This window comes from Halomonas sp. DQ26W, from assembly GCF_003339685.1.
Classification (GTDB): domain Bacteria; phylum Pseudomonadota; class Gammaproteobacteria; order Pseudomonadales; family Halomonadaceae; genus Halomonas.
Genome location: NZ_QPKI01000005.1, coordinates 13,882 through 30,259, shown reverse-complemented (window position 1 = coordinate 30,259; position 16,378 = coordinate 13,882). Strand labels below are relative to the sequence as shown.

Annotated in this window: 14 protein-coding genes; 6 read left to right on the top strand and 8 right to left on the bottom strand. The window is 63.5% G+C overall.

Annotation, left to right across the window (positions count from 1 at the left end; translation table 11 throughout):
• Positions 1–87: 87 nt before the first annotated feature.
• Positions 88–2,028 carry an exoribonuclease II gene (locus DU490_RS03775; RefSeq protein WP_114573010.1) on the bottom strand — a complete coding sequence of 647 codons (1,941 nt, stop codon included), beginning with the start codon at positions 2,026–2,028 and terminating at the stop codon, positions 88–90.
• Between the two features lie 121 nt (positions 2,029–2,149).
• On the opposite strand from DU490_RS03775, the gene DU490_RS17115 reads away from it, so the two are divergent.
• The gene (locus DU490_RS17115; RefSeq protein ID WP_181869948.1) at positions 2,150–2,299 is read left to right on the top strand and encodes a hypothetical protein; all 150 of its coding nucleotides are present in this window, start codon (positions 2,150–2,152) and stop codon (positions 2,297–2,299) included.
• A 23-nt stretch (positions 2,300–2,322) separates the two neighbouring features.
• Entirely contained in the window at positions 2,323–2,478 is a 156-nt protein-coding gene (locus tag DU490_RS17110; RefSeq protein WP_181869947.1) for a hypothetical protein, read from the top strand.
• Positions 2,479–2,489: 11 nt separating this feature from the next.
• Here the strand turns inward: DU490_RS17110 and DU490_RS03770 are convergent, their stop codons facing one another.
• From DU490_RS03770 to DU490_RS03750, 5 genes are all read right to left on the bottom strand, one after another.
• Positions 2,490–2,930 (bottom strand): universal stress protein, encoded by a 441-nt coding sequence (locus DU490_RS03770; RefSeq protein ID WP_114573009.1) that lies wholly within the window; start codon positions 2,928–2,930, stop codon positions 2,490–2,492.
• A gap of 96 nt (positions 2,931–3,026) precedes the next feature.
• Positions 3,027–4,103 (bottom strand): YcjF family protein, encoded by a 1,077-nt coding sequence (locus tag DU490_RS03765; RefSeq protein WP_114573008.1) that lies wholly within the window; start codon positions 4,101–4,103, stop codon positions 3,027–3,029.
• Positions 4,100–5,491 (bottom strand): YcjX family protein, encoded by a 1,392-nt coding sequence (locus DU490_RS03760; protein WP_114573007.1) that lies wholly within the window; start codon positions 5,489–5,491, stop codon positions 4,100–4,102. Before DU490_RS03760 ends, DU490_RS03765 begins: the two co-directional genes overlap by 4 nt.
• A 26-nt stretch (positions 5,492–5,517) precedes the next feature.
• Entirely contained in the window at positions 5,518–6,696 is a 1,179-nt protein-coding gene (locus tag DU490_RS03755; protein WP_114573006.1) for an MFS transporter, read from the bottom strand.
• A gap of 144 nt (positions 6,697–6,840) precedes the next feature.
• On the bottom strand, positions 6,841–7,047 hold the full coding sequence (locus tag DU490_RS03750) for a hypothetical protein (protein WP_114573005.1): 207 nt from the start codon (positions 7,045–7,047) through the stop codon (positions 6,841–6,843).
• A 132-nt stretch (positions 7,048–7,179) separates the two neighbouring features.
• Here DU490_RS03750 and DU490_RS03745 point away from each other — a divergent pair, with 132 nt between their 5' ends.
• From DU490_RS03745 to katE, 3 genes are all read left to right on the top strand, one after another.
• Positions 7,180–7,734 (top strand): DUF924 family protein, encoded by a 555-nt coding sequence (locus tag DU490_RS03745; protein WP_114573004.1) that lies wholly within the window; start codon positions 7,180–7,182, stop codon positions 7,732–7,734.
• Between the two features lie 113 nt (positions 7,735–7,847).
• Positions 7,848–8,090 (top strand): GlsB/YeaQ/YmgE family stress response membrane protein, encoded by a 243-nt coding sequence (locus DU490_RS03740; RefSeq protein ID WP_114573003.1) that lies wholly within the window; start codon positions 7,848–7,850, stop codon positions 8,088–8,090.
• 261 nt (positions 8,091–8,351) lie between these two features.
• The gene (katE, locus tag DU490_RS03735) at positions 8,352–10,502 is read left to right on the top strand and encodes a catalase HPII (RefSeq protein ID WP_114573002.1); all 2,151 of its coding nucleotides are present in this window, start codon (positions 8,352–8,354) and stop codon (positions 10,500–10,502) included.
• 170 nt (positions 10,503–10,672) lie between these two features.
• Here the strand turns inward: katE and gabT are convergent, their stop codons facing one another.
• Both gabT and DU490_RS03725 read right to left on the bottom strand, forming a co-directional pair.
• Positions 10,673–11,965 (bottom strand): 4-aminobutyrate--2-oxoglutarate transaminase, encoded by a 1,293-nt coding sequence (gabT, locus tag DU490_RS03730; protein WP_114573001.1) that lies wholly within the window; start codon positions 11,963–11,965, stop codon positions 10,673–10,675.
• 34 nt (positions 11,966–11,999) lie between these two features.
• A complete protein-coding gene (locus DU490_RS03725; RefSeq protein ID WP_114573000.1) occupies positions 12,000–13,445 on the bottom strand; it encodes an NAD-dependent succinate-semialdehyde dehydrogenase in 1,446 nt (481 codons plus the stop codon).
• 202 nt (positions 13,446–13,647) lie between these two features.
• Between DU490_RS03725 and DU490_RS03720 the strand changes: the two genes are divergently transcribed.
• Positions 13,648–16,107 carry a DUF1266 domain-containing protein gene (locus DU490_RS03720; RefSeq protein WP_114572999.1) on the top strand — a complete coding sequence of 820 codons (2,460 nt, stop codon included), beginning with the start codon at positions 13,648–13,650 and terminating at the stop codon, positions 16,105–16,107.
• Positions 16,108–16,378 lie beyond the last annotated feature (271 nt).

Below are 16,378 nucleotides of genomic sequence, written 5' to 3'. Positions count from 1 at the left end.
GGGCAGCATCATGCGAAGCCGGCAGGAAGAAAAACGCCTCGACACTGGGTCGAGGCGTTCTGGTGTTGCAAGCAGCAAAGGGGCGGCTCAGATGGCGGGGCGGGCCACCAGCGAGCGAGTCTCCTCGCGGGCCTCGACCAGTTCCACGCGAACGACGTCACCAAGCTTGTAGCGCTCTTCGCCTTCCACCTGGATGCGGCCTTCCTTGTCGTCGATGACGACCTTGTCACGGTCGCTGTGCATCATCGGCGCGGGTACGAAGGCGGTGGCGCCGTTGGCTGTCAGGCGCACGCGCATGCCGCCGCGGTTGATGGCCATGACCTCCGCCTCGAAGGCTTCCTGGGCCTTGGCGGCCGGAGTCAGGTAGCGCACGTAGAGCCAGTCCTTGACGTCGCGCTCGGCCATGCGATTCAGGCGGCGACGCTCGGTCAGCTGCTCGGTCAGTGCCAGGGTGGCCTCCGCCGGCGCCTGTTCACCCTTGAGCACCCGCTTGATCAGGCGATGATTGACCATGTCGCCATACTTGCGGATCGGCGAGGTCCAGGTAGCGTAGGCGGCCAAGCCCAGGCCGAAGTGCGGGCCAGGGCGGGCGGACATGCTGGTGAAGCCCTGGAAACGGCGCAGGCGGGCATCCAGCCAGGCGTCGTCGCGGCTCTCCAGGGCACGCTTGAGCTCCTTGTAGCGTGGCAGCTCGGAGAGAGCCTCGATCTCGACCTCGACTTCCTGGGCGGTGAGGAACTCGTGGGCGGCTTCGGCCTTCTCCGGCTCGAAGGCGCGGTGGACGTTGAATATGCCATGGCCCACCTTCTCGGCAAGCAGGTCGGCGCAGCAGGCGTTTGCCGCGATCATCGACTCCTCGATCATGCGGTTGGCGATGCGTCGCTGCTCGGTTCGGACGTTGAGTACGTTGCCGGCCCGGTCCAGCTCGAAGACGAAATCGGGACGGTCCTTGAACACCAGGGCGTGCTCGGCGCGCCAAGCGCTACGAGCCTCGGTCATGTCACGTAGTGCCTTGAGCTGCGGGGCAATCTCTTCCGCGGGTGCCCAGTCTCCCTGGCCTTCGATCCAGTTCGAGACCCAGTCATAGGCCAGCTTGGCGTGAGAGCGTGCGGTGGCGGCGAAGAAGCGATAGTCGCCCAGGCTGCCGTCGGCTTCCACTTCCAGAGTGCAGGCCAGCACCGGGCGGTTCTGACCTTCCCACAGCGAGCAGAGATCGTCGGCCAGCTGCTCGGGTAGCATGGTGACATTCTGGCCAGGCAGGTAGACGGTGAAGGCGCGGGTGCGCGCCTCGAGGTCGGCAGCATGTCCCTCTTCGACGTAGGCGGTGGGGTCGGCGATGGCCACCGTCAGTCGCCAGCCGCCCTCGTCGCGGGGCTCAATGCGCAGGGCATCGTCCATGTCGCGGGTCTTCTCGCCGTCGATGGTGAAGAACGGCTCGGCGGTAAGATCCTTGCGCTCCAGGCCTTCGTCCAGCAATGGCCATTCGCTCCCGGCATCGGGACACTCCTGCTCCAGGGCGTGCCGGGCCAGGGTAACGCGCCACGGCACAGCCGGATCGTCGGTCTTGGCAACCAGTTCATCGATCTGGGCGAAGAAGCCGCGATCGTTTTCCTTGAGCGGGTGGCGAACCAGGCGCGATACAACCCAGTCGCCGTCGCCGATGCTCTCTTCGTCGAGGCTGTTCTTGATCCGCGACTTGAGGACATTCTTGATCGAGGGGTGGTCTGGGACCACCGCCAGGCGACCTTCGCGCTTCTGAACACGGGCAATGAAGCGTGTCAGCCCAGGTTCCAGCAGGGCGTCGGGCTCGACCGAAGTCTTGTCACCATTCTCGTGGATGGTGGCCTGGACGCGGTCGCCATGAAGCACGAGCTTCATGGCAGGCGGCGGCACGAAGTAGGACTGTCCGTCATCGGTTTCGAGAAAACCGAAGCCCTTGTCGGTGGCCTTGATCACGCCTTCGGCACGGGGCGTGGTCTTGCGAATATTTTGCTTGAGCTGAGCGAGCAGCGGATTGTTCTGCAGCATGGTCACGAACGTGTGGCGGGGTAGGAGAGCCACTATACGGATTCTCGCGGCCGGCGCCAAACGTCACTATGCTTGCCGTCGATGAATTTCATCGCGGCTTGCCATAGGGGCGGCCGGCGGGGTGGACGAACACAAGGATCTGCTTGAAGGGTTGCCCCGCGAACTCGCAGAGGAGTTCCGCCCCCACTACAAGCCCCAGTTCGAGCTGATGCACATGCACTCATTCTTCTATCATGCCGCGCAGAGCGCCAACTGGGCGAGACGCGTCTGAAAGACTACGAGTTGGCTGACGCCATGGAAGCACGCTGGGTCAACCTGTACCAGACGATCGAGCATAACCGTGCGGTCATGGCCGCCAAGGAAGCAGGCAGGGGCCTGTCGATACTGCGCGAGACAGGCATGCACCAGCCCTTTTCCCAGCACTTGCTATCGGCCCTGGCGACTGCCTGAAGGCAAGCCTGTCAGCGTACGGTAATGACCGTACATTCGGCGACGTGGCCCACTTTGTGGGAAACGCTGCCCACGACCAGTCCGCGCAGGTCGCTGAGTCCGCGGCTACCCATGATGATGGCCTCGACCCCGCGGGCCTTGGCTTCGCTGACGATGGTCCTTGCTGGATCGCCACGGCCGATGGCGGTCTCGATCTTGGTCACGCCCTTGTCGCGAGCCGCCTGGGCGGCTTTTTCCACCACCTGCTGCCCGATGTCGTCGCGCTCCTGACGGGAAGCCTCGACGGCGATGGCACCGATACCCCAGACCAGCGTCGTCTCGTGGGAGAGTTCTTCGGGGATATGCAGGATGTGTAGGGTAGCATCGGCTTGATTGGCCAGTTGGCAGGCAACGGAAAGGGCTTTCTTGGCGCTTTCAGAGCCATCGACGGGAACCAGTATGGTATTGAACATGGCAGTTTTCCTTCCCGATAGATAAGTGCTGATTCTTATGTTAGAGACTAGCGGCTTGGGGTCGAATTGTCATAATCGGGGTCAAGAAGCTCGTGGCTACGACGCTGATTCCTTCACCTCGAGACGGCGAAGTTGCTGCCAGAGTTCATTGCGCAGGTCGGCCATGCGTGGTGCCTCGCCGTCATCGAAGCCGATCGGCCGCGTCAGCCGCTGGGTTCGCAGGCCCAGCCGTGCGCTGAGCAGGCCCACCCCCATGCCCTGGCCGGCTCGGGTCGAGAGCCTACCGGCCAGGTTCAGCGAGAGTATCTCCATGCCCGCTTCGCTGGCCATCTCGGTTGCGCCGGCGAAGGCCATGTTGTAGAGCACGCTGCGTAGCAGACGTAGGCGACTGGCATAGCCGAGTTCCAGGCCGTAGAGGCGGCATATCCGGTCGATCATCGCCAGGTTGCGCCAGGCCACAAGGGCCATGTCCACCAGGGTCAGCGGGCTCACCGCCACCATAATTGCCGTCTCGCCTGACATGCGGGAGATCAGGCGTCGCGCTTCTCGGTCGCGGGGTGCCAGCAGGTGATGGGCCAGCAGCTGGCGCACATCGCCTCCGCTGTGGTGGGTCTGGTGGGCGGCGAGGAAGGCCTGCCAGTGAGGGTGATCATCATCGAGCTTCAACTGCGTCTTGAGCAATCTGGCCAGATCCATGGCTTCGCCGTTGTCGACTCCCTGGAACTTGCCCAGCCGGGCGCGCAGGGTGTCGTGTCGGCGCAGGCGACGCAGCCGCCAGGCCTCACGCAGCAGCGCCCCGGCGCCCAAGCCGATGGCGCTCAGGCCCAGCAGCGCCCAGCCACCGCTGAGCCAGTCGCCACCGATGAGGGCCGCCGGCAGGCGCAGGGCAAGCTCCGCCGTGCCCAGGCCCAGGCCACCGCCCAGCAGGGCCAGCAGGCCCCAGCGGCGTTTGCGTGGCCGGCTGAGGCTGGCAGCGAGAGCCTGCTCGGCGGGGCCATCGATGGGTTCCACAATGGGGCGTGTTGGCAGTTCGGCGGCGAAATCCTGGCGTGGCCGTGGTGTTTCGTCCCCGGTGGATGGAGTCGGCCCATCCAGGGTGAACCGGCGACCGGGGCGGGGATCGGTGGGACCGGATCCTTTGCTGTCCTGGCGGGGGTGACGGTCATCGCTCATCGTAGTTTGTCTCCGATCAGCCAGTCCAAAGCGGCGTCCAGGCGAATGTGGGGCAGGGCGCCGCCTTCCCGGGGAGCGGGGCGAAAGGCACGGAAGTCGAAGCCCTGCCTTGACCAGAACCCCGCCTCCGGCAGCTGGGAGGGCACCTCGCCGGGAAATACCAGTACTTCCTCGCCTTCCAGGGTGGTGCCACGTAGCGCCGGTGTGTGCTGTTTCTGGTGCACCACGGCATGGGTCTCGGTGGCACGAATTGCTGCGAGCGATAGCGCCTTGACGGGCACGTTGGCGTAGCGCAGGTCCTGCAGGGGTTCGGCGAGCAGCGCATCCAGCAGTGCAGTCAGGTTACCGTGCTGCTCGGGGGTCACGTGGTCTGCCTTGGTGGCGGCAATGGCCAGGCGGTCGATGCGCGGGGCGAACAGGCGTGATAACAGGCTGCGGTTGCCGTAATCGAAGCTCTGCATCAGCGTGGTGAGTGCCTGGGAGAGGTCCTCGAAGCGTTCCGGGCCGGCATTGAGCGCGCCCAGCACGTCCACCAGCACGATCTGGCGGTCGAACCGGCGGAAGTGATCGCGGTAGAAAGGCCGCACGATGTGCTGCTGATAATGGCGAAAGCGGGCGGCGAGGGTGGCGTAGACGCTATCGGCCGGCAGCTTGGTCAGCCGGGTATCGTCGTAGTCCTTCAGTGTGGGCAGGGGGAAGAACTGCAATACCGGCGCCCCCTCGAGATCGCCCGGGAGCAGGAAGCGGCCCGGTTGCAGGTTGGCGAAGCCGGCTTCCCTGGCGGTTTGCAGGCTGCGTGCGTAGAGGCTGGCGATCTCGGCCAGCTCTGCTTCGTTGGCTTCTGCGGCGGGGTCCAGCCCAGCGGCAACGCTTTCCCACTCGGCGAGCAGGGCGCGGCGTTGCTCGCCAGCCTTGGCCAGCATTGCCCGGCTCCAACTGGCATAGTCATGGCCCAGCAGCGGCAGGTCGAGCAGCCACTCGCCGGGGTAGTCGAACAGGTCCAGGCTCAGCTCGGCTGTCTCGCTGCGTAGCAGGCCGCGTCGCCCCGGACGGTAACGGATCGACAGGCGCAGCTCGCTGATGCCACGGGTGGGTTCCGGCCAGGCCGGCGGATCGGCGTCGAGGGATGCCATGGCCTGGTCGTAGGGAAAGCGCGGCACACCCAGGTCCGGCTGGCTGACACGGCGGGCTCCGAGCAAACGGCCTTCTCGGGCCACCGACATCAGGTCCAGCCTGGCTTCCAGGCCGGCATGGCGAAGCTGGTTGACCAGAGATGTAAGAAAGGCGGTCTTGCCGGCGCGCGATAGGCCGGTGACCGCCAGACGCAGCTGGCGATCGCGACCGCGTTCGATCAGGTTAGTCAGTTCCCGTGCCAAAGGCTGGCGCATCTATTGTGATTCCCTTCGCAGCAAGCTCAGCCGCTAATGTGAGGGCGTTGGCTGCGTCTGGCAAGGCGTTGCCACCCCAACAAGGCGATGGGCACCAGTGACAGGGGGATCAGCAGGGCGTTGAGCAGCGACCAGCCCAGCAGGCTGGCCAGCGGGCCGGCGAGCAAGGCAGTGAAGGCCACGGTGGAGAACACCAGGAACTCGTTGGCAGCCTGGGTGCGTGCCTTCTCGACCGGACGATAGGTCTCGGTAAGTAGACCGGTGGCCGGCAGGAACGTGAAGTTCCAGCCCAGCCCGAGCAGGATCAGTGCAGCATGAAAGCCCGTTACGCCCGCATCGAACTGGGCCACCAGGCCGCACGCGACCAGTAGCAGGCATCCGGTGACAATCATGCGGTGAGGGCCGAAACGGGCGGTCAAGTGACCGATAACGAACGATGGAAGGAACATGGCCAGTACATGCCATTGAATGGTGGTGGCAACGTGATCGAAATGATGGCCGGCGCCGGCCATGGCCAGCGGCGTCGCCGTCATTGCCAGATTCATGACCCCGTAACCGACCAGTGCCGAGACCACGGCGACGAGGAATACCGGCTGGCGCATGATCTCACCCAGCGGACGCGCTTCGCCTTCGCCGTGGGTGACCACGGGTGGTGGAAGTCGTATCAGCAACAGGATGACAAGGGCAACCAGATAGAGCACCCCGAGGCCGAGGAAACTGCCGAGGAAGGGCGTTTCAGCGAGTTCGCGGCTGACGCGGGCCAGCCAGGGGCCAAAGAATGCGGCCAGCACGCCGCCGCCCATGACCAGGCCAATGGCGCGGTCGCGCAGTGCCAGGGGGGCGGCTTCCACGGCGGCGAAGCGATAGAGCTGGCCGAAACCGATGCCGATACCGATCAGCCAGGTACCCAGCATGAACAGTGCGAAGTGCTCTCCTGTCAGCGCCTGGACGACAACGCCCACGCCAATCAGTCCCATGAGGTTGCCCAGCATGAAGCCCCGTTTGCGCCCCAGCCGGGCCATGATCAGCGAGGCGGGGATGGTGGCGCACATCAGGCCTAGCCACTGGGTCGCCACCGGCGCGGTAGACCAGGCCGGCGCGGGTGCCAGACTGGCACCTATCAGCGGCGAAACGGCGATCAACAAGATATTGCCGCTGATCAGCAGCGCCTGGCAGAGGGAGAGTAGCGTGACGCTGAGTGGCATGGTGTTGTGTCCTTTTTTGTTCAAATGCTTTCGTCACAGGCAGCCGAGGCGCTACCAAGGCCTAAGCGCTGGTCATGCAGCGCGGGGGGATACGCTTTAGTGGCGGTGATAGAGTCCGATAGGGACCGACCTCGAACGGGCTTTTCATGTGACGGTGCCTTGTGCTGCCATGCCCAGCCACATCTTATAGAAGAGCGGCAGGGCGGCGACCAGGAAGCCGGCGACCGCCATGGCATAGCCTGGCCAGCGATGGCGCATGCGCTGGGCCAGGGTCAGGCCGGCAAGGCAGATCACCAGGCCGATCAGGTTGAAGAACAAGGTGAACATTTCGATCAGTTGCTGGGCTGACATGCCGGCTCCTGAGTGTTGATGGCGGCCTGCTGGGGAGAATCGCCCCCAAGGTGCTACTGTCATCTTATCAGGCTGCTGAAACCGAACCGAATGCGGCCAGGATGAGCGTTACCTGAACAGCGAGGATGTGACATGGGCGATACGCTACCCAGCGCCGACGACGTCGTCGGCTACTGGTTCGATGAACTGACACCCAGGCAGTGGTTTCGCAAGGACATCGAACTCGATGCACAGATTGGCCAGCGCTTCTTCGGCTTGCATCGGGCGGCCGCGGCCGGCGAGCTGTGGACGTGGCGCCGATCTGCCACTGGAAGGCTGGCCGAGATCTTGGTGCTTGACCAGTTCTCACGCAACTTGTTTCGCGACCTGCCAGGCGCCTTTGTCCAGGACCCCATGGCACTGGTGTTGGCCCAGGAGGCAGTGGCGCAGGAGCTGGACCAGGAGCTCGACGTGACCGAGCGCGTTTTTCTCTACATGCCCTATATGCACAGCGAGTCGCTCAGGGTTCACGACGAAGCCCTGCGCCTGTTCGATCAAGCGGGTCTTGAAGACAACCTGAACTTCGAGCAGCGCCACCGGGATATTCTTCTGCGCTTCGGCCGCTACCCCCACCGCAACGCCATCCTCGGGCGCGAATCCACCGGTGAGGAGCTGGCCTTTCTGCTGGAGCCCGGCTCCTCGTTCTGAGCGACGCTTCCCCGTGGCACCGTACTGAGGCACCATGGGGCTTGTCCGAGCATTCGGACTCACCACCCCTGGAATCATCACCTCTGGCATCACAACAAGGAAGGAGAGACGATATGGGTTTGATCGCTTGGCTGATTATCGGTGGTCTCGCCGGCTGGATTGCCGGCAACATCATGCGTGGCGGTGGCTTCGGCATTCTGGCCAATATCGGCGTGGGTATCGTGGGTGCGGTGATCGGGGGGTTCCTGTTCAGCTTGTTGGGACTGCAGGCCGGGGGATTCATCGGTTCGCTGGTGACTGCGACCGTGGGTGCCGTGTTGCTGTTATGGATCATCTCGAAGGTCAGGGAGGCGTAGCTCGATAAATACCCCTGACTGGACGCAATACGGCCCGGTAATTACCGGGCCGTATTGCGTCTGGTCGTGACGTTACTCACCGTGACGTGCCGTCGTATACCGGGCTCTGGTCAAAGCCGAATGGGAAGGGCGGACTTTAATGCCATATACGTTATCTTTTGTACGCATAGCCTGGGCTGATTGGCAGCCAGTCGATGCCGGACTACCTTTCAAGCGAAGCAGGTAGATACCGATGGAACGACACTGCCACAGGAGCGTGACATGCCGAAAAATCCACATACCACATCCAACAGCGGCGAAGCCAACGATACTGACTTCAAGACCGACGAACACAGCAAGTCGGAGAACTTGGAAAAGTACCGTAGTGATGCCACAGGGCATGACCTGCGCACCAATCACGGCACGCGGATTGCGGACAACCACAACTCGCTGAAGGCCGGCGAGCGCGGCCCCACACTGATGGAAGATTTCGCCTTCCGCGAAAAAGTCAACCATTTCGATAACGAGCGTATACCCGAGCGTATCGTGCATGCCCGGGGTGCGGCGGCCCACGGCTACTTTCAGCCCTATGACAACGCCGCCCAGTACTCCAAGGCGGGGCTATTCCAGGATACGGGCAAGAAGACTCCGGTCTTCGTGCGCTTCTCCACGGTGCAGGGTGCGCGTGGCTCCAACGACACTGTGCGTGACGTGCGCGGCTTTGCCACCAAGTTCTACACCGACGAGGGTGTCTGGGATCTGGTCGGCAACGATATACCAGTATTCTTCATCCAGGATGCGGTCAAGTTCCCCGACTTTGTCCATGCGGTGAAACCCGAGCCTCACAACGAGATACCCCAGGGCCAATCAGCTCACGACACCTTCTGGGACTTCGTTTCGCTGATGCCGGAGTCTACCCATGCTGTGCTGTGGACCATGTCGGACCGGGGCTTCCCGCGGCACTACCGCAACATGGAAGGGTTCGGGGTGCACACCTTTCGCCTGATCGATAAGCAGGGCACGTCGCGCTTCGTCAAGTTTCACTGGAAGCCGCTGGCAGGCACCTGCTCGCTGATCTGGGATGAGGCCCAGAAGCTGTGGGGCCGCGACCCCGACTTCAACCGCCGCATGATGTGGGAAGACATCGAGAACGGCGATTTCCTCGAATTCGAACTGGGTGTCCAGATAGTGGAAGAGGAGGACGAGTACAATTTCGATTTCGATATCCTCGACCCAACCAAGCTCATCCCGGAAGAGGTGGTGCCGGTTACCCTGATCGGCAAGATGGTGCTCAACCGCAACCCGGACAACTACTTTGCCGAGACCGAGCAGGTGGCCTTCAACCCTGGCCATGTGCTGCCAGGCATTGATTTCTCCAACGACCCGCTGCTGCAGGGGCGGCTGTTCTCCTATCTCGATACTCAGATGCTGCGTCTCGGCGGGCCGAACTTCCACGAGATCCCCATCAATCAGCCGGTCTGTCCGTTTCACAACAATCAGCGCGACTCGATGCATCGTCAGATCATCAACAAGGGTCAGGCCTCCTACGAGCCCAATTCCATCGACGGTGGCTGGCCAAGCGAGACCCCGCCAGCGCCGGAGAACGGTGGCTTCGAGAGTTATCACGAGCGCATCGATGCCCACAAGATCCGTGCGCGCAGCGACTCCTTCGGCGATCATTACTCCCAGGCCACGCTGTTCTGGAACAGCCAGTCCGACGTGGAGAAGGAGCACATCATTGCCGCCTACGCCTTCGAACTTTCAAAGGTCCAGCGACCCTGGATTCGCAAGCGGGTGATTCAGGAGATCCTGCCCAATATCGATCTGGAGCTGGCGCGTCGGGTCGGCGAGATGCATGGCATAGAAACCCCCAGCAGCAAGCCCGCCCCGGCCGAGGAACTGGGCAAGAGTTCGCTTGCCGAATCTCCGGCCCTGAGCCTCATGGCGCGCCTGCCGGGCAATATCCGGTACCGCAAGGTTGCCATACTGGTGGCGGACGGTGTCGATGCCGAGCAGGTCGAGGCGGTCAAGCAGAAGCTCTCGGCCGAAGGGGCCTTGGGCCTCGTCATCGCGCCCAGCATGGCACCAGTCAAGGGGGCCAATGGCCAGACCGTGACGCCGGACGCCATGCTCAACGGCATGCCCTCGGTGGCGGTGGATGCAGTGATTGTCGCGGGTGGTAGCGAGAGCGTGGCGGCCCTGTCTGGCTCGGGGCTTGGCCGCTACTACGTGAAGGAGGCCTACAAGCACCTGAAGGTGATTGCCGCCGTGGGTGAAGGCAAGGAGTTGCTGGCAGCCGCCGATGTGCCCGCCGGGGAGGAGGGTATCGTGCTGGGTGGCACGGTTGACGATATCTTCACCCCGTTCAGCGAGGCCATGGGGCAGCACCGGGTATGGTCCCGCGATGGCAAGGCGAACGATATGCCGGCCTGACAGCCTATTGCGCTCGACGATACGGCGTTGAAATCTGCCTCGAGATGCTCATTTACTAACGTAAACTCCGCTCTCTCGTTAGATTTCGCCTTGTCTAGTCTTCGCTCATTACGGCTGTCTATGTGGGATGAAGCGCCTGCCAACGGCAGGCGCTTCTCGTTGGTCGAAGGTCAGGCGGTGGCCTTGCTGCCCACCAGCTCCTTGAGCGACGCCTCGACGATGGCCAGGCCTTCCTCGAGGATCTCGTCCTCGATGGTGACGGGCATCAGGAAGCGGATGGTGTTGCCGTACAGGCCGCAGGAGAGCAGGATCAGCCCCTTCTCGCGGGCCTTCTTGCACAGTGCGCCGGCGAGGTCGGCATCGGGCGTATGGTTGCCCTTGTTCGAAACCAGGTCGATGGCGGCCATGGCGCCCATGTTGCGGCCGTTGTCGACGCAGTCGAAGTCCTGCTGCCACTGGGCGAAGCGCTTGGCCAGCTTGTCGCCCAGCGCCTGGCTCTTGCCCAGGATATCTTCACTCTCGAAGACCTCGAGCACCGCCAGTGCCGCTGCACAGGCGGTGGGGCTGCCGGTATAGGTGCCGCCCAGAGAGTTGGGGCCGGAGGCATCCATGTGCTTGTCGGTGCCCACCACGGCGGAGATCGGCATGCCGTCGGCCATGCTCTTGGCCATGGTGATGATGTCCGGCTCGACGCCGCTGTGCTCGATGGCGAACATCTTGCCGGTGCGCCCGAAGCCGCTCTGGACCTCGTCGACGATCATCAGCATGCCGTGCTCGTCGCAGATCTCGCGGATCGCCTTGAGGAAGCTGGCCGGCGCCGGATAGAAGCCACCCTCGCCGAGTACCGGCTCCAGCACGATGGCGGCGGTGTCCTTGGGGTTGGCGTCGGTCTTGAGCGCCATCTTCAGACCGCGCAGGGCCTCATCCTCACTGACGCCATGGTAGGGCACCGGATAGGGAGCCCGGAAGACGTTGCCCGGCATGGTCCCGAAGTCGCTGGCGTAGGGGGCTACCTTGCCGTTCATTGCCATGGTCATGAAGGTGCGGCCGTGGTAGCCGCCGTCGAAGCAGATCACGTTATTCTTGCCGGTGGCGGCACGAGCGATCTTGACGGCGTTCTCCAGCGCTTCTGCGCCGGAGTTGGCCAGCATGACCTTGGCGTGACCGCGCACCGGAGTCACCTGGCTGAGCTTTTCGGCCACCTTCACGTAGCCTTCGTAGGGCATCACCGTCTGGCAGGTGTGCATGACCTTGTCCAACTGTGCCTTCACCGCCTCGACCACCTTGGGGTGGCGATGGCCGATATTGAGGACCCCGATGCCACCGGCGAAGTCGATGATGCGGTTGCCATCGGCATCCCAGATCAGCGCATTCTCGGCGCGGTCGGCGAACTGGGTCGCCGGACTGGCGGCGCCATTGGCAACATAGCGCTGCTTGAGTTCGTTGAGCTGTGCGTTATTCATCAAACCTGTCTCCTTGGAAAGACGTCGTGGGCGATCAAAGGCCGCCGACACAGACGTATTTTAGTTCAGTGAATTCATCCAGGCCGTGGTGTGAGCCTTCGCGGCCCAGCCCCGATTCCTTGACGCCGCCGAAGGGGGCCAGTTCGGTAGAGAGGATCCCCTCGTTCACCGCCACCATGCCATATTCCAGCGCCTCCATGACATGCCAGATACGCCGATAATCCCGGGCGTAAAAATAGGCCGCCAGGCCGAATTCGGTGGCGTTGGCCATGGCGATGGCCTCGTCGTCGCTGTGAAAGCGGAAGACCGGCGCCAGCGGGCCGAAAGTCTCCTCGGTCGCCACGCGCATCTCGGCGGTGACATCGGCGATCACGGTGGGCTCGAAGAAGGTGCCGCCCAGGCCATGGGGCTTGCCGCCGCAGACCAGCCGGCCGCCCTTTTCCATGGCATCGACGATGTGTGCCTGGACCTTCTCCACGGCGGCCCGGTTGATCAGCGGTCCCTGCACCACGCCGTCGTCCAGGCCATTGCCGACCTTCATCTGTGCCACCTTGGCAGCCAGCTTGTCGAGGAAGGCGTCATACACGCCATCCTGCACCAGCAGCCGGTTGGTACAGACGCAGGTCTGGCCTGAATTGCGGTACTTGGAGGCAATCGCACCCTCAACCGCGGCGTCCAGGTCGGCATCGTCGAAGACGATGAAGGGTGCATTGCCGCCGAGTTCCATGGAGGCTTTCTTGACGGTGCCGGCGCACTGGGCCAACAGAAGCTTGCCTACCGGGGTCGAGCCGGTAAAGGAAACCTTGCGCACGCGCGGATCGGTGGTCAGTACCTCGCCGATCTCGGCGGGGTGGCTTGCCGTGACCACGTTGAGCACACCGGCGGGGAAGCCTACGTCCTCGGCCAGTTTCGCCAGGGCCAGGGCGGTCAGCGGGGTAGCCTCGGCGGGCTTGATCACCACCGGGCAGCCGGCGGCGAGTGCCGGGGCGCACTTGCGCGTGATCATCGCCAGGGGGAAATTCCACGGCGTGATCGCCGCCACGACACCGATCGGCTCGCGAAACACCAGGATGCGCTTGTCGGCGCCGTGGCTGGGCAGTGTCTCGCCGGCCATGCGCTTGGCCTCCTCGGCGTAGAACTCCACGAAGGAGGCGCCGTAGGCGACCTCACCCATGGATTCGGCCAGCGGCTTGCCCTGCTCCAGGGTCATCAGTCGGGCCAGCGTCTCCTGGTTGGCCATGATCGCATCAAACCAGGCACGCAGCAGGGCGGCACGCTGCTTGGCGGTCTGCCGTCGCCAGGCGGGCCAGGCGGCATCGGCTGCGGCCACGGCATCTCGGGCGTCGCTTGCGTCGAGGTCCGCTACCTCGGCGAGCACCTCGCCGGTGGCGGGGTTAGTCACTGCAAAGCGGTTAGGGCCGTCGCGCCACCGTCCGGCGATATAGGCCTTATCGAGTATCAAGTCGTGGGGAAGAGGCATGGGGGCTCCTGAGCGTTGATTATTTTATCTGATGAGTGTGCATTATTTGAAACGGACCGCCAAGCTCTCCCACTGTGCCGTGCTTTTTTTCCTGTCTCTGGTCATCGGCGCGAGCGTCGCTTTCCGCTACACTAGGCGCCGATTTCCTGTTGGCGCGACATGACTGCGCCCTTTCCGTCGCGGCTGAATGTCGAGGTGAGCCTTGGTCGATCCCCTTTATGCCTGGTGGGCCCAACAGCTGGTGCTGTGTGAGTGGGCCTTCGAGCCCGAACCCGTCAAGGTCGAGGCCGATGTTGCGGCTTCGCGGCTGAAGGCACTGGGTGTCACAGGCCGCGGCGAACTCGGTTGGAGTCTGATCGAGGCGTTCGGTATCGACCGTCCCGATCCAGCGGGACTGTTGTCAGCGCTTGAGCTCACTGCCCTGGCCGGCTCTGCCGGCTGGTTGCAAGAGTCGCGAGTGCGAGACTGGGTCCTGCGTCTGGCTGACGAAATTACCAGCCAGTACGCCAGCCTGGATGCCTGGCACGAGGCGTTGCGCCATGCCAAGCGAGCCGAGGGTTGGGTTCGCGGTGACGATACGTTTGCAGAGGCCTGTGACGCCCTGGCGATTCTCGAGCACGACGACGAGGGCATTACCTGGGACAGGATTACCGAATGGCTCGTAGGGCGGTGCAAGGATTTGGCACTGTGGCCCGCTGCGCCGGGGGAACAGGCCTGGCGGCTGCGGGCTGCCTTTTCTCCGGTGCTGTCCACGCCGGCGAGTGTCGTCGACTGGCCCGAGGCCAAGGCGTGGCTGCTGGAATACTGGCAACTGGAGAGTCGCGAAGAGCTGGTGCAAAGCCTGTTGTGGTTGGCGGGGCAGGGGCACCGCCAGGGCTGGGACCTGGATGCCACGCGCCTGCTGGATTCTGATGCTGCCGCTCGCCAGGACTGGCTCGAGAGCCTGTCCGCCAGTGAGCGCGGTTATGGCAAGCTCTTGCTGACGCTGGTTGAGCAGGGGGAGCCGCTGGAATGGGCCGCCTGGGACTGGCTGCGACTGGTCGATCTGGCCTGGGCCGGGGTCTGTGTGGGCTGGCTCGACGAGATGGAGGCACGGGATTTCGCCACTCACGGCGCCGACCTGGTACAGCGCCGCTACAGCGACTGGTCGGCGGTGGCGCGCGCCTATCAGCGAGGCCGCAGCCTGTTCGAGGGGCATAATCGACTCATGGACATGCGAGCCGACTGGGAGCTGCTGCTACTATCGCCTGTCAGTCCCTGGCGTGTGGCGCTTCAGGAGCTGCTGGTCGAGGAGACGCGGCATGTATCGCGTCATGCCATGACCGCCTGGCGTCGCTCTCCGCGCCACTGGGTACTGGCGCTGGCTTCTGTGCGCGAGCCTGAGCTGGGAACCCGGCAGGGGCCGGCCACGGCGGTCACCGTCGAGCGGCGCAACGATGCTCTGCGCTACCTCGATGAGACGCTGGGGCTGCATCCCGACGAAGGTCCGGAAGCCCTGTCTCGCTATTGGCTGCCCGCCCAAGCGCATCACCTGAACCAGCTGGCCGCCGATGCGGCCCACGAGGCCTTGCCGGGTACTTCTACCCCTTTTGGCCGGCCCGAGGCCGCCGACCTAACAATCCTGGCGAGTCTTCGGCAGGGTAGTCGTCATGCTGCAACCATTCACATGGCCGAGAAATACGCCTTCTACTTGCAGATGGCCATGGACAGCGAGAGCTTTGAACCTGCCGCCCTGGAGGCGCTCGCCGAAGCGCTGCGTGGCACCCTATGTCACTTTTATCCCGATATCAGGCGCCTGCTCGAGGCCTGGGTGCAGTGGGAGTCATTGCTGCCAGAGGGCGAACACCCCCCGCTGGTGGCCGAAATCCGCTGGCACCTCGACGATCCCGGCAGCCCTTTTCACTGGCTGGATTGGCACGATTCTCAATGGCAGGAGCCGGGGCCGCGGCCTACGCTCCCGCGATTCACTGCCATGTCGCTGGTCGGTCCGCTCAATAGCGCAGCGTGGAGTGAACCCCATGTGGAGAGCACACGCGAAGCCGAGTCGATACGTGACTGGATCGACGGCCATTACGGCCTGCATGGCGAGGCGGAGATGACCGAGTTCCTCGATTTCCTGCTTGAGGCGGGCGATCGACTTGAGTACCAGATCAACTACGCACCCTATACGCTCAATCAGCAGCGGCTCGACTCCGAGATCGCCATGCTCGAGTCCGGCGAATGCGGCGATGAGGATCGCACTCACTTGCTACGCCTGCAGCGGGTGCGCGGCAATGAGGATGGCTGCAACGAGCTGGACATGACCGCTTGGGATCTGGCCCAGGTGGTGGACTTGGCCATTGCCGGGCGTCAGTTGGGCTGGCTGGATGCTGCCGCCTTCAGCATTGTCCTGGAGCGGGCCTACTCTCTGGCTGCCGCGCATTACAGTGGCTGGGAAGCCTACGCCGAGGGGCTCTATGCGGGGTTCTCTTTCTTCATGGGCGAGACCCCCGAGCGCGAGGCGTTCCTTGCTGGCTTTCGTCAGGCGCTGGTGGCGTGGCTCTCCGGCGCGCCTCCCCTGGCGGGGCCTTGGGCGAGTCTGGACTTCCCCGGGGCTCGGCCGCGGCACTGGGCCCCCCTGCATATCGATACATTGCCGGGTGATGGCAGAACATTACATTAGGCTCTGTCTGAAAAGTCGGCGAGCGATGGCCAGGCAAGGCAAAAATTGGCGAAAAGATGGAGTTTACGAGCTGTAAATGAGTACTTTGAGCCGATTTTTAACGCCGCATGGCCGAGCGCAGACATTTTTCGGACAGAGCCTGGGGGCTCGCCATATCAGGTTATGTGGCTTATAGTCGGAAAGTTTGTTGAAACGGCTCCTTATACAGGAGCCTATATCATGATCATAGCCAGCCGCCTCATAGGCCGCTCTGGCAGTGGTACAGGCAATG

What these genes read in the sequence shown, in the direction of transcription:
- DU490_RS03775 (WP_114573010.1), bottom strand. Translation starts at nt 2,028, where the DNA reads ATGCTGCAGAACAATCCGCTGCTCGCTCAGCTCAAGCAAAATATTCGC.
- DU490_RS17110 (WP_181869947.1), top strand. Translation starts at nt 2,323, where the DNA reads ATGGAAGCACGCTGGGTCAACCTGTACCAGACGATCGAGCATAACCGT.
- DU490_RS03770 (WP_114573009.1), bottom strand. Translation starts at nt 2,930, where the DNA reads ATGTTCAATACCATACTGGTTCCCGTCGATGGCTCTGAAAGCGCCAAG.
- DU490_RS03765 (WP_114573008.1), bottom strand. Translation starts at nt 4,103, where the DNA reads ATGAGCGATGACCGTCACCCCCGCCAGGACAGCAAAGGATCCGGTCCC.
- DU490_RS03760 (WP_114573007.1), bottom strand. Translation starts at nt 5,491, where the DNA reads ATGCGCCAGCCTTTGGCACGGGAACTGACTAACCTGATCGAACGCGGT.
- DU490_RS03755 (WP_114573006.1), bottom strand. Translation starts at nt 6,696, where the DNA reads ATGCCACTCAGCGTCACGCTACTCTCCCTCTGCCAGGCGCTGCTGATC.
- DU490_RS03750 (WP_114573005.1), bottom strand. Translation starts at nt 7,047, where the DNA reads ATGTCAGCCCAGCAACTGATCGAAATGTTCACCTTGTTCTTCAACCTG.
- DU490_RS03745 (WP_114573004.1), top strand. Translation starts at nt 7,180, where the DNA reads ATGGGCGATACGCTACCCAGCGCCGACGACGTCGTCGGCTACTGGTTC.
- DU490_RS03740 (WP_114573003.1), top strand. Translation starts at nt 7,848, where the DNA reads ATGGGTTTGATCGCTTGGCTGATTATCGGTGGTCTCGCCGGCTGGATT.
- katE (WP_114573002.1), top strand. Translation starts at nt 8,352, where the DNA reads ATGCCGAAAAATCCACATACCACATCCAACAGCGGCGAAGCCAACGAT.
- gabT (WP_114573001.1), bottom strand. Translation starts at nt 11,965, where the DNA reads ATGAATAACGCACAGCTCAACGAACTCAAGCAGCGCTATGTTGCCAAT.
- DU490_RS03725 (WP_114573000.1), bottom strand. Translation starts at nt 13,445, where the DNA reads ATGCCTCTTCCCCACGACTTGATACTCGATAAGGCCTATATCGCCGGA.